This window comes from Microbacterium sp. NPDC019599, from assembly GCF_040632175.1.
GTDB lineage: Bacteria > Actinomycetota > Actinomycetes > Actinomycetales > Microbacteriaceae > Microbacterium.
Genome location: NZ_JBEYBL010000006.1, coordinates 1 through 12716 on the forward strand (window position 1 = coordinate 1; position 12716 = coordinate 12716).

The 12716-nt window shown below is 70.4% G+C and carries 12 protein-coding genes; 1 reads left to right on the plus strand and 11 read right to left on the minus strand.

Annotated features, from left to right (window positions below):
* Nucleotides 1-206 precede the first annotated feature (206 nt).
* Complete coding sequence (locus ABZ477_RS11675; RefSeq protein WP_360132725.1) at nucleotides 207-992, plus strand: hypothetical protein; 786 nt, start codon at nucleotides 207-209, stop codon at nucleotides 990-992.
* A gap of 496 nt (nucleotides 993-1488) precedes the next feature.
* On the opposite strand, the gene ABZ477_RS11680 is transcribed toward ABZ477_RS11675, so the two are convergent.
* The 11 genes from ABZ477_RS11680 to ABZ477_RS11730 all read right to left on the minus strand — a co-directional run bounded on the left by ABZ477_RS11680 (nucleotide 1489) and on the right by ABZ477_RS11730 (nucleotide 12672).
* On the minus strand, nucleotides 1489-2517 hold the full coding sequence (locus ABZ477_RS11680; protein WP_360132728.1) for a 6-phosphofructokinase: 1029 nt from the start codon (nucleotides 2515-2517) through the stop codon (nucleotides 1489-1491).
* A 166-nt stretch (nucleotides 2518-2683) separates the two neighbouring features.
* On the minus strand, nucleotides 2684-2878 hold the full coding sequence (locus ABZ477_RS11685) for a hypothetical protein (RefSeq protein ID WP_360132731.1): 195 nt from the start codon (nucleotides 2876-2878) through the stop codon (nucleotides 2684-2686).
* A 194-nt stretch (nucleotides 2879-3072) separates the two neighbouring features.
* Nucleotides 3073-5238 (minus strand): DEAD/DEAH box helicase, encoded by a 2166-nt coding sequence (locus tag ABZ477_RS11690; protein WP_360132734.1) that lies wholly within the window; start codon nucleotides 5236-5238, stop codon nucleotides 3073-3075.
* Between the two features lie 208 nt (nucleotides 5239-5446).
* Nucleotides 5447-6091, minus strand: a complete 645-nt coding sequence (locus ABZ477_RS11695; protein WP_360132737.1) for a hypothetical protein — start codon at nucleotides 6089-6091, stop codon at nucleotides 5447-5449.
* 30 nt (nucleotides 6092-6121) lie between these two features.
* Nucleotides 6122-7021, minus strand: coding sequence for a glycerophosphodiester phosphodiesterase family protein (locus ABZ477_RS11700; protein WP_360132740.1), 900 nt, complete (start codon nucleotides 7019-7021; stop codon nucleotides 6122-6124).
* Nucleotides 7022-7120: 99 nt separating this feature from the next.
* Nucleotides 7121-7984, minus strand: a complete 864-nt coding sequence (locus tag ABZ477_RS11705; protein WP_360132743.1) for an aldehyde dehydrogenase family protein — start codon at nucleotides 7982-7984, stop codon at nucleotides 7121-7123.
* A complete protein-coding gene (locus ABZ477_RS11710) occupies nucleotides 7981-9477 on the minus strand; it encodes an aldehyde dehydrogenase family protein (RefSeq protein WP_360132746.1) in 1497 nt (498 codons plus the stop codon). The genes ABZ477_RS11705 and ABZ477_RS11710 overlap by 4 nt, the downstream gene beginning before the upstream one ends.
* A gap of 40 nt (nucleotides 9478-9517) precedes the next feature.
* A complete protein-coding gene (deoC, locus tag ABZ477_RS11715; protein WP_360132749.1) occupies nucleotides 9518-10525 on the minus strand; it encodes a deoxyribose-phosphate aldolase in 1008 nt (335 codons plus the stop codon).
* 44 nt (nucleotides 10526-10569) lie between these two features.
* Nucleotides 10570-10938, minus strand: a complete 369-nt coding sequence (locus ABZ477_RS11720) for a hypothetical protein (RefSeq protein WP_360132752.1) — start codon at nucleotides 10936-10938, stop codon at nucleotides 10570-10572.
* A gap of 301 nt (nucleotides 10939-11239) precedes the next feature.
* On the minus strand, nucleotides 11240-12211 hold the full coding sequence (locus tag ABZ477_RS11725) for a bifunctional riboflavin kinase/FAD synthetase (protein ID WP_360132755.1): 972 nt from the start codon (nucleotides 12209-12211) through the stop codon (nucleotides 11240-11242).
* Nucleotides 12208-12672: a hypothetical protein gene (locus ABZ477_RS11730; protein WP_360132758.1), complete on the minus strand. Its 465-nt coding sequence runs from the start codon at nucleotides 12670-12672 to the stop codon at nucleotides 12208-12210. The genes ABZ477_RS11725 and ABZ477_RS11730 overlap by 4 nt, the downstream gene beginning before the upstream one ends.
* Between the last annotated feature and the right edge of the window lie 44 nt (nucleotides 12673-12716).

Sequence of the window (12716 nt, forward strand, 5' to 3'; positions counted from 1 at the left end):
CGGAACTCCGGTGAATGTGGTGCGGGCATCTCACAGACTCCTTCCGAGACGATCATCGCCTCATCTCAGGTGTCCGGGAAACCGGGCCAAGCTCCGTGTCCCCTTCGCGACTGCGTGCGAGCGATCTCTTCACGCCGACGCGCGGAGTGCGGGCACCTGTCCGCTCCGCGGGTGCACCGTCCCGTCCCGAGACGCCGACTGCGAAGATGGAGCGGCTCCGGGACGAGCTGTTGATGCGCGTGGACCACGTCGCTCCCGCGCTCACCCCCGAACAATTCGTCAGCCATGAGACGGGCCTGGCGTTGTTCGGGGCGCCGCTCCCCTTCACGCGTGCAGCCGAACGGCACCTGCATGTCTCCGCGCGTCATCCGGACGGCAAGCCACGCCGCACGGGCGTCGTCGGGCATCGACTGCAACTGCGCGAGCCCGCGCGGCAGATCGTGAACGGCATACCCACGGAGCATCCCGCTCGGTTGTGGCGGCAGGCCGCTTGGGCCTGGGACCTCGACGACGTGATCGCAGCGGCGGAGTTCCTCGTGCTCCCGGCGCGAAGGCTGCTCACTGTCGCAGATCTTCGTCGCGAGGTCATCGAGGGCGGAGACATCAGAGGTCGCCTGCTCGCGCGCGCTCTGGAGGAGATCCGAGTCGGCTCCGAAACGGCCGAGGAGACCCGTTTGAGGCTCGCCCTCACTCGCGCGTCGCTCCCCGAACCCGAACTGAACTGGGAACTGCGAGCGAGCTCAGGGCGGTTCGTCGCCCGTCTTGACCTGGCATATCCGAGATATCGGGTCGCTGTCGAGCATGACGGACGGACGCACGCCTTCGACGACGTGCAGTTCGCACGTGATGCAGACCGCTGGGACGCCATCCGCGGCCTCGGCTGGACGCACGTGAGGATCTTGAGCCACCATCTGCATCCTGACCCGCAGCCAGCCATCGACAAGGCGACCGACGCCCTGCTGAGCGCCGGCTGGCGTCCCGGCCGTACATGACCCGCGGTCGCTGCGGGGCTTCAACCCGCCAGGGTCAGGTGTCACACAAGACGCGACCTGACGCCCGCCGCGACCACCACTTCTGAGACACCCACACTCAGGTGTCACACAACACGCGACCTGACGGCCGCCGCGGCCACCACTTCTGAGACACCCACACTCAGGTGTCACACAAGACGCGACCTGACGGCCGCCGCGGCCACCACTTCTGAGACACCCACACTCAGGTGTCACACAAGACGCGACCTGACGCGCGCCGCTACCACCACTTCTGAGACACCCACACCCGGGTGTCACGCAAGAGGTGGGTAGACGGCCGAGCCCGGGTCGACGGGGAGCGGACAGATGCTGGGAGCCGGGGCCACCGGGCGATGCAGGGAGCCGACATCCGGAGATGACGAAGGCCGGGCACCCGGAGATGACGAAGGGCGGGGCAGCCGGGGATGACGAAGGCCGGGCATCCGCAGCTACGGAGCCCGGCCCTCGAAGCGGCAGATCAGCCGAAGAGGGCGGCGGCCTCGTCGTATCGGTACTGCGGGACGGTGTTGAGCTCGCCGAGCGCGTCGGCGAAGGGCACGCGGACGATGTCGGTGCCGCGGAGGGCGACCATCTGGCCCCAGGCCTCGGAGACGACGGCGTCCGCCGCGTGCAGGCCGAGGCGCGTCGCGAGGACCCGGTCGAAGCCGGAGGGCGAGCCGCCGCGCTGGATGTGCCCGAGCACCGTCGCGCGGGTCTCGATGCCCGTGATGCGCTCGATCTCCGGCGCGAGGACCTCGCCGATACCGCCGAGGCGCGGGCGGTTGAACGCGTCGAGGCCCTTGTCACTGAAGGCCTCTTCCATGCCGGTGAGGGTGAAGCCCTCGGAGACCACGACGAGCGGCGCGCGACCGCGGTCGTGCGCCTTGGAGACCTGGCCGGCGATCTCGGTGATGGAGAGGGGCACCTCGGGGATGCAGATGACGTGTGCGCCGGCCGCGATGCCGGCGTGCAGCGCGATCCAGCCGACATGGCGGCCCATGACCTCGGCCACCATGCAGCGCTGGTGCGAGTCGCCTGTCGTCCGGAGGCGGTCCATCGCGTCGGTGGCGATGTTCACGGCCGTGTCGAAGCCGAAGGAGTAGTCCGTCGCGCGCAGGTCGTTGTCGATCGTCTTGGGGACCCCGAGGACGTTGATGCCGTCGTTCGCGAGGCGGTTCGCCGCCGCGAGCGTGCCCTCGCCGCCGATCGCGATGATGCCGTCGATGCGGTGGCCGTACAGCGTCTTGGAGATGTTCTCGGCGCCGCCGCGCGGGCCCTCGTAGGGGTTGGTCCGCGAAGTGCCGAGGATCGTCCCGCCCACCTTCGACAGACCCTTCACCTCGTGTCGCGTGAGGGGGAAGAAATCGCCGTCGACGACGCCCCGCCAGCCGTCCCGGATGCCGACGAACTCGAGGTCGTAGTGCGTCGTCCCCTTCAGGACGACGCCGCGGATGACCGCATTGAGGCCCGGGCAATCGCCGCCGCTGGTGAGGATGCCGATCTTCATGTGTGGTCCTTCGGTCGGGAGGGTTTTCGAGCGGCGTCGCTGCCTCCCCCGACACTAGCGCCGGATCCATCGGCCGTGCCACACGCCCGGCCGTCAGTATCCGGCGCCTCCCGCGATGGCCCGGCACGAAGACGGGCACCCCCGCAGGAGCGCCCGTCGCTGAGTTTCACACCTCGCCGTCGGGCATGCCTTTCGTGCCCTCGCGGGCGGCCTGCTCGTCGGCCTCGGCGCTGTCGAGCATGTCGTCGTCGAGATCCTCATCGAGCGGCTCGTCGCCGCGCGGACCGACGATCACGTCGTCGGCAGCCGCGACGAGCGGGTCGTCGGGGTCGCGCCTGGGCGGATACGTGGGATCGGACATCATTGCCTCCTCACCTGGGGTGCGACCGACGGTACGGATGCCGGCACCCTCGCCGCGAGGGGTTGACCGCGTGCGTCTGCAGGGCTACCCGAAGCGCACGGCGGGTCGCGCCGACCCCACGGCAGAGCCCGCCCACGCAAGGCGAAGGCGACGCCGCGCCCAGCGCAGCGCCGCCTCGAGCCGAACCGCTCCCGCTATGCCCCCCCGAGCGCCCTGCGCAGGAGGTGCATGAGCGCCGAGAGCTGCACGGAGTCGCTCGACTGCGGGTCGACGGCCTCGCCGTCGAGCGCCCGGGCCGCGAGCCCCTGCTTGGAGTCGATGAGCTCGGCGATCTTGGTGTCGATCGTGTGCGCCGCGATGATGCGCCACGCCGTGACGGGCTCGTCCTGGCCGATGCGGTGCACGCGGTCGATCGCCTGCGTCTGCTCGGCGGCCGTCCACGACAGCTCCGCGAGCACGACGTTGGACGAGGCCTGCATGTTGACGCCGACGCCCGCCGCCGTCAGCGAGCAGACCGCGATCCCGACGGAGGGATCGTTGTTGAACGCGTCGATCGCCTGCTGGCGCGCGGTCGTCGCCTGGTCGCCGCGCAGCGACACGGTCTTCAGGCCCGCGGCCGCGAAGTGCGCCTCGGCCTGATCCATGACGTCGATGTGCTTCGCGAAGAACACGACCTTGCCCACGGAGCGCTGCAGCTGAACGGCGTAATCGGCCGCGAGCTGCGCCTTGGCCTGGCCGATGCGGCGGACCATCGTGAAGACGTTCTCGGCGCCCGTGCCGGCGGCCTTCGACTCCTCGAGCTCGTTGTGGGCGACGAGGCGCACGATGTCCTCGTCGATCTCGCCGGGGGCGAGGCCCCGGTCGCCGCGCGCCTCGATGATGCGGCGGTACTTCGCCGCGAGCCGGTCGCCGAGCTCGCGCTCGGCCTCGCGGATCGATCGGCCGAACTCGTCGTCCAGCTCGACGGGCAGGTCGGCGATGAGCTTGTCGGGCAGGTCGGCCGCGACATCCTTCTTCTTGCGCCGGACGATCCCCATCGAGATGACGGCGTCGCGAGCCTCAGGGTAGAAGGACTTGTCGGCGGGAGTGAGGCCCGTCTCGTCGAGCTTCTCCATGAGGACGGGACCGGGCTTCTCGCCGTTCGTCCACCCGAGGAACCGCCAGATCGCGTCGAAGTCCTCGACATCGTTGATGAGCGGCGTTCCGGTCAGCGCGAGCAGCAGCGGGTTGCGCACCTGCTCGCGGATCCGCGTCGCGAGCGCGAGCACGTTCTGCGACCGCTGCGATGTGAGGTTCTTGATGAAGTGGGCCTCGTCGACGACCATGCCCTTAAGGCCGATCGTCGAGAGCCACGACAGGTGGCGGTCGAGGATCTCGTAGTTGACGATGAACACGTCGGCGAAGGCGTCGATCGCCTCGCCGTCGCCGTGGATGACGGTCGCTCGGCGCTGCGGCGTCCACCGCTCGACCTCGCGGGCCCAGTTCATCTTGACGACGTTGGGCACGACCGCGAGCAGCGGGTAGGCGCCGGCGACGGATGCTGCCAGCACCGACTCCGCCGTCTTGCCGAGGCCCGGCTCATCGGCGAGGAGGAACGTGCGGTGCCCCTCGCGGACGGATTCGAGGAACCTCGACTGGTGCGGCATGACATCCAGGCCGCGCGGCGAGAGCCGATCGAACTCGGGGACGGGCGGGAGGTCCATCGTCGCGGACCCGCCGCCGGCGCCCGTCTCGAACGCCTTGTACAGGGGGCCCATGAGCTCCCAGCCGTCCAGGCGCCGTCGCGGCGTCGACTTCGGCGCGCGCATCGTGAGGTCGGGCGCGAGGAAGGGGTTCGACTCGCGTCGCGACTCGACCTGCGGCGGCACGACCTGGCGCTCGGCGAGCGCGGCGGGCACGACCGGAGCGGCAGCAGGTGCGGTGTCGGTGATGATCAGCTCGTCCGGCGGAAGCTCGGCGCCGGACTCCAGCAGCCAGTCGCGGCGCATGCGGCGCGCGACCGGAGACGTGGCCTGGTCGACCTCGAGCAGCTGGATGAGGCTCGTGTCGCGCGCGGCGGTCTTCGCGAGGATCGTCGCGACACCGTCGAGGCGTTTGAGCAGCTCGGCGCGCGCGGCATCCGAGATCGCCGTGTCGGTCTTGACACGCGCCCTCTCCTCGCGGACGAGGAACGCGATGACCTGGAACTTCACGCGGTTCGTGGGGCCCAGCTTGCCGCGCTGGGCCTTGGCCTCGACCTCGCGCACCTTGCGGGCGAGGATCGGGATGACGGGTGCCTCGTCGTCGCGACGCGACGTCGTGGGCTTCCTGCGCCGCTGCGCCGAACGGGCGGACTGCGCGGTGGATGCCGTAGTCGGCATGCTCCTCCTGAGCGTCGATTGCCGGATGCTCCGGCCAGGCGACCGGTCGGACGACCGGCTGTGGTCTGCACAGCTCCCGCGGGCGGCGCGTGCGCCGTCACTGACGCGGGATGGGATGCCTCTGCCCCGGCCGCTGGCACTCGCTTCAGCGAGCCGCGGCGACAGGATCGGGTTCCCCGCCGCTCAGTCTAGCGCTTCCACGGCCCGATCAGCCCCAGAGCGTGTCGACGATGTCTTCCGTGTACCCCACGGGTGCGAAGTTGAGCCACGAGGTCGACACCCAGCCGTTGCCTCGGACGTAGTGGGTCTCGCCGAACTTCACGACGTTGTCGTCGAGGTCGACCCGCTGCTGCGAGATCCGGCAGATCGTGCCGCCGTCGACCTCCGCGCAGCCGAAGCCCGCGTTCCGCAGCGCCGTGAGGATCGCCGCCGACTGGCCCGCGTCGACGATCGAGACGTTCGTCGCGAGCCCGAACTCGCTCGGGGCGCCCCACGTGCAGCGGATGGTCGGGATGCCGGAGTTCAGGATCTCGAGCAGGTCGACGTTCTGCGTCGCGTACATCGTCACGCCCGGGTCGTTGAGGGGCGGGGCCTGCGCGTTCAGCGACGCGAGCATGCTCGCGGAGTAGAGGTCCTCGCACGCGGCAGGAAGGGCGATGTCGTCACCGGAGGCGGTCGCGCTGGGCGTCGGCGTCGGCGTCGGCGATGGAGTCGGGGACGCACTGGCGGAGGGCGACGGCGGGGCCGTCGACGAGGAAGGCGTCGGCTCGGCGACGGGTTCCGCGGCGCAAGAGGCCAGGAGCGTGGCTGCGAGCGCGAGGGCCGCGACGCCCGTATACGAACGACCGCTCACAGCGCACCTCCGCTCCGCGATGAGTCAAGGCTACTCGTCGGCTCGCGCCCAGGCATCCTGCCACTCGAGGAGCCGCGCCGGTTCGTCCGTCACGATCCCGTCCACGCCGGCCTCGACGGTGTCCTTCCACTCGACGTCGGTGTTCAGCGTGTAGACGACGACCCGCAGGCCGAGCTCGTGCATCTCCTCCACGACCTCGGGACGGCGGGCCACGGCCTTCCAGTCGACGATGATCCCGCGGGCGTCCGCGCCCTTGACCGCCTGCGCGATGTCGCGCGGGAGCCGCTTGAGGATCAGGAGCCGGAAGGCGAGCTCCGACGCTCCGCTCGTGGCCAGCAGCGATCGCGGGTCGAAGCTCACGATCCCTACGCGGCGCTCCAGGCCGTGCCGTCGGAGCGTCTCGATCAGGGCGGCGCCTGCCTCGGCATCCCACTCGCCCTTGAGCTCGAGCAGCGCCCGTCGCCCGGACGGCGCGAGCACTTCGAGGAACTCCTCGAGCGTCGGGACCTGCGTCCCGGCATATGCGCTGTCGAACCACGACCCGGCGTCGAGCGCCTTGATCTGCTTGAGGGTCAGGGCCGCGACGCGGCCGTGGCCGTCGGTCGTGCGGTCGACCGTCTTGTCGTGCATGAGGACGGGGATGCGGTCCGCCGTGAGCGCAAGGTCGACCTCGAGGTAGTCGAACCCGGCGGCGAGCGCGGCACTCACGGCGGGAAGCGTGTTCTCGGGCGCCAGCGCACCGCCGCCGCGGTGGCTCACGACGAACGCGGGCTCTGCGGGGGCGCGCTCGTCGCCCATGAGCTCTGTCGCGCTCACACGCGCGGGAGCCGCGCCGAGGAAGGCGATCACGAGGCTCACGACGGCGAGCACGCAGACGGTGGCGAGCGCCTGCATCCGATCACGGGTGTCGGATGAGGGGTGGGCGGGCATCGGGCATGTCCTCCGGGTGGTCACGTCGTCATCGACGTGGAGATCACCCTACATGCACCGTTACCTTTTCGTTACCTCTTTTCCGCGGATTCCGTCGTGCTAGACGAGGGACTTCGGGTGCCAGACGGTCTTGGTCTCGGTGAACGCCGCGATGCGCTGCAGGCTGGGGGCCGCAGCATCCGGTCCCTGCTCGGGGGGAAGCACGCGCGTGACGGTGTCGGCGGCCGCGATCTGCAGGTCGACCCAGTCCAGGTCGCCCGCGCCGACGAGATCGAGGGCATGCACCTCGGGGTGCGAGGCGAGCCACGGGGCCATCTCAGCGGGCGAACCCGTCAGGACGTTGACGACCCCGCCGGGCACGTCGGAGGTCGCGAGCACCTCGGCGAGGCTGATGGCCGACAGCGGGTAGCGCTGCGACGCGATGACGACGACCGAGTTGCCCGTCACGAGCGCGGGGGCGATCGCCGAGACGAGGCCGAGGAGCGCGGTGTCCTGCGGCGCGATGATCCCGACGACGCCGGTCGGCTCGGGCACCGAGATGTTGAAGTAGGGACCCGCGACGGCGTTGCCGTTGCCGGCGACCTGGGCGAACTTGTCGCACCAGCCCGCGTACCAGACCCACCGGTCGATCGCCTCGTCGACCTCGGTCTGCGCGACCGCGGTCGAGGCTCCCGTCTGCTGCACGATCTCGTCGACGAACTGCGCGCGGCGTCCCTCGAGCAGCTCCGCGACGCGGTACAGCACCTGGCCGCGGTTGTAGGCGGTGGCGCCCGACCACCCCTTGACGGCGCCGCGCGCCGCGACGACAGCATCCCGTGCGTCCTTGCGGGACGCGAGTGCCGCATTGGCCAGGAAGTCGCCCTTGGCCGAGACGACCGAGTACGTGCGGCCCGACTCGCTGCGCGGGAAGGCGCCGCCGATGAACAGCTTGTAGGTCTTGGGCACGGTCAGTCGCTTGCTCACTTCGAGATCCCCTTCGCCGCGCGGTCGGCCTTCGCGATGGGCGGAGCGCCGGAGGTCGGCGCGCCCTTCAGGTAGGCCTGCAGCCCGTGGCGTCCGCCCTCGCGGCCGAAGCCGGACTCCTTGTAGCCGCCGAACGGGCTCGACGGGTCGAACCGGTTGAAGGTGTTGGCCCACACGACGCCGGCGCGCAGGCGGTCGGCGACGGCGAGGATGCGCGAGCCCTTCTCGGTCCAGATGCCGGCCGAGAGCCCGTAGGGCGTGTTGTTGGCCTTCTCGATCGCCTCGGCGGGCGTGCGGAACGTCAGGACCGACAGGACGGGCCCGAAGATCTCGTCGCGCGCGATGCGGTGGCTCGTCTGGACGTTCGTGAAGACCGTGGGGGCGAACCAGAACCCCTTGTCGGGGATGACGCAGTCCGCCGTCCAGCGGTCGGCGCCCTCCTCGTCGCCGATGCGGCTCAGCTCGCGCACGCGGTTGAGCTGCTCGAGCGAATTGATCGCGCCGATGTCGGTGTTCTTGTCGAGCGGATCGCCCAGGCGCAGCGTCGACAGGCGGGTCTTGAGCCGGTCGACGACCTCGTCGTGGATCGCCTCCTGGACGAGCAGGCGGCTTCCGGCGCAGCACACCTGGCCCTGGTTGAAGAAGATGCCCGTCACGATGCCGTCGACGGCCTGCTCGATGGGGGCGTCGTCGAAGATGATGTTGGCGGCCTTGCCGCCGAGCTCCAGTGTCACCTTCTTGTCGGTGCCCGCGACGGCCTTCGCGATCTCGCGGCCGACGGCGGTCGAGCCCGTGAAGGCGACCTTGTCGACGTCGGGATGCCGCACGAGCGCGGCTCCCGTCGCACCGGCGCCCGTCACGATGTTGACGACGCCGGGCGGCAGGTCGGCCTGCTGCAGGATCTCGGCGAAGAGGAGCGCCGTGAGGGGCGTGGTCTCGGCCGGCTTCAGCACGACGGTGTTGCCGGCCGCGAGGGCGGGAGCGATCTTCCACGCGAGCATCAGGAGCGGGAAGTTCCACGGGATGACCTGGCCCGCGACTCCGAGCGGCTTCGGGTCGGAGCCGAGACCCGCGTAGTCGAGCTTGTCGGCCCAGCCCGCGTAGTAGAAGAACCACGCGGCGACGAGCGGGATGTCGACATCCCGGCTCTCCTTGATGGGCTTGCCGTTGTCGAGGCTCTCTGCGACGGCGAGCTCACGGGCGCGCTCCTGCACGAGGCGGGCGATGCGGAAGAGGTACTTGCCGCGGTCGCGTCCGCTCATCTTCGACCACGTCTTGTCGAAGGCGCGGCGCGCGGCGGCGACGGCGGCGTCGACATCCGCCTCGCTCGCGGAGGCGATCGCCGCGATGTGGGTCTCGTCGGCGGGCGAGATCGTCGCGAACGTCTCACCCGTGCCCGCGCGGAACTCGCCGTCGATGAAGAGTCCGTACTCGTCGCGCAGGTGCAGGATCGCGCGGGATTCGGGGGCGGGTGCGTACTCGAGGAAGCTCATGTGTTCTGTCTCTTCTCCGGTTGCTGAGCCTGTCGAAGCATCAGTCGATCGTCACGTAGTCGGCGCCCGAGTAGTGCCCCGTGCGCAGCTTCTGCCGCTGCAGCAGCACGTCGTTTAGCAGGCTCGACGCGCCGTAGCGGAACAGGTGCGGCTGCAGCCACTCCTCCCCCGCGATCTCGGCGACCGTCACGAGGTATTTGATGGCGTCCTTCGACGTGCGGATGCCGCCGGCGGGCTTCACGCCGATCTTCTCGCCCGTCGCGCGGTGCCAGTCGCGGACGACCTCGAGCATGAGGAGCGTCGTGGGCAGGGTCGCCGCGGGCTGGACCTTGCCCGTCGAGGTCTTGATGAAGTCGCCGCCCGCGAGGATCGAGAGCCAGGACGCGCGCTTGATGTTGTCGTACGTCGTGAGCTCGCCCGTCTCGAGGATCACCTTGAGCGACGCGTACGTGCCGTCCTCGCGGCGGCAGGCCTGCTTGACGCGGGCGATCTGGTCGAACACGAGCCCGTAGCGGCCGGCGAGGAAGGCGCCGCGGTCGATGACCATGTCGATCTCGTCGGCGCCGTGCGCGACCGCCTCCGCCGTGTCGGCGAGCTTGATCTCCAGCGACGCGCGGCCGCTCGGGAACGCCGTCGCGACGGCCGCGACGCTCACGCCGCCGTCGTCGGGATCGCCGTGGGCCGACCCGAGCGCCTCGACGGCGTAGGGAACCATGTCGCCGTAGACACAGACCGCGGCCACGCGCGGGCACGTCGGGTCCGCGGCATCCGGATTCAGCGCTTTCGCGACGAGCGACCGGACCTTTCCGGGGGTGTCGGCCCCCTCGAGGGTCGTGAGGTCGATGAGCTCGATGATCTTGTCGAGCGCCCATGCCTTCGACGTCGTCTTGATCGAGCGCGTGCCGAGGTCGGCGGCGCGCTGCTCGAGGCCGACGGCGTCGACGCCGGCGAGCCCGTGGAGATACCGGCGCAGCGTCGTGTCGTCGGGCTCGCCGCCCAAGAGCTCGACGGCGCGCTCGGGGAGCGTCTGGAGTTCGGTCCGGCTCATGGTTCTCCTTCTCGAGGATGTCGGATCGGCGGGGATCTCCCGCGTCATCCGCCGGGCGGTCTGGCCGCGGCCACGACCCGCGAGTGCCTCAGCAGCACCGCGAGGCCGATCGCGACGATCACGACGAAAGCGATCGAGAGGCTCGTGAAGGCGAACCAGTTCTCGTCGAGAGCGAGGACGATGGCCGCTGCGACGACGACGATCACGGCGGACGCGATCTTCGACCCGAACTTCAATCCTACTGCGGGCGTCAGTCTGCCGGCCGGCGAGTCGGCGCGGGCGAGGATCCAGTCGGCGAACGCGTCGAGGGTCGCGAGAAGGGATGCCGAGTACGCCACCGCGCAGCCCAGCGCGCCCCACAGATTGACCGAGGGCGCCGCGGCGGGATCCGCGACGGCGAGGAGGGCATCCACGGTCTCGATCGTAGAGCGGGCCCCTCACGGGGTCTACGGTCGCGCGGGCTGGGGCCGGGTGTCGGAAGACGGGATGCCGAGATGCCACAAGTTCTGGCATCTCGGCATCCAGATGCCCGAAGTTCTGGCCACTCGGCGCAGGGCGGGGAGCGGCCGCGCGGGCTGGGGCCGGGTGTCGGAAGACGGGATGCCGAGATGCCATAAGTTCTGGCATCTCGGCATCCAGATGCCCGAAGTTCTGGCCACTCGGCGCAGGGCGGGAGCCGGCCGACCCGCGGTAAGAGGCGACTGACCCGCGGGCTCAGGCCAGGAGCGACCGGACGCGCACGACGTCGTCGGTCATCTGCGCGATGAGAGGGTCGATCCCCTCGAAGGCGACCATGCCGCGCACGCGCGCCGTGAACTGCACCTCGACGATCCGGCCGTACAGGTCGAGGTCGGTCTCGTCGAGGACGTACGCCTCCACCTGGCGTTCGACGACGTCATCGAACGTCGGGTTCGAGCCGACGCTGATCGCGGCCGGGTATCTCGTCGTACGCCGCGGCTCGAGGCGGTCCGCGTCGCCGGCCGGGCCCTCGTCGACGAGCCAGCCCGCGTAGACGCCGTCGGCCGGGATGAAGCCCTCGAGATCGCTGGAGAGGTTCGCCGTCGGGAAGCCGAGCTCGCGACCGCGCTTCGCGCCGTGGACGACCTCGCCCCACACGGCGTGGGGGCGTCCGAGGAGGCGCGCGGCGGTCTCGACGTCGCCCTGCGACAGGAGCTCGCGGATCCAGGTCGACGAGACGCGCCGGTCGCTGTCGACCTGACGCACGTCGCCCACGACGTCGACGCGGAACCCGAGCTCCGCACCGAGCTCGCGCAGGACGTCCGGGTTGCCCGCGCCGCCCTTGCCGAACCGGAAGTCCGTGCCGACAAGCACCGTCCGCGCGCCCAGCGCGTCGACGAGCACCCGCTCCACGAACTCGCGCGGCGAGAGCCCCGCGAGGGCCTCGTCGAAGCGCAGCACGAGGGTCGCGTCGATGCCGGTCTCGGCGAGCAGCTGCAGCTTCTGCGTCACGCCGATGAGGTCGTCGGGGCACAGCTCGGGCCGCAGGAGGCTGAGCGGATTGCGGTCGAAGGTCACGGCCACGACCTTCGCGCCCGCGGACGCGTCGACCTGCGCGCGCTCGAGGACTGCGCGGTGGCCCGCGTGCACGCCGTCGAACTTGCCGATCGCGACGACCGACGGCCCGAAGCCCTCCGGCACCTCGGCCGGATCGCGGAAGACGATCATCGCGTCACCGCGGCGGGAGCAGCATCCGCCCGCTCGTCCGTCGCCGGCGCAGGCGGGTGCTTCACGAGCCACCACAGGCCGAAGAACGGCAGCACGAGCGGGATGAAGACGTAGCCGTAGCCGTACAGCGACCAGACGGTCGGATGCTGGAACAGCTCCGGCAGCACGAGGCTGAGCGTGCCGATCACGAGGACGCCGACGAGCTCGAACACGATCGCGACCCACGCGACGATGTACCAGCCGCGCCGCCCCGCGAAGACGAGCGCGAGCGTCGCCACGATGTAGACGACGGCCGACAGCGCCGAGAGCGTGTACGCGAGCGGAGCCTCGTCGAACTTCTCGACGATCTGGACGAACGACCGACCGGTCGCGGCGAGCGCCATGATGCCGTAGACGATCACGAGGACGCGGCCGATGCCGGTCATCCGGCGGGAGCGGGGGGCGGGAGAAGACGAAGACATCGCTGTCCGATTCTAGCCGCCGGCGCGAAGGGGCCCGGCGGGGA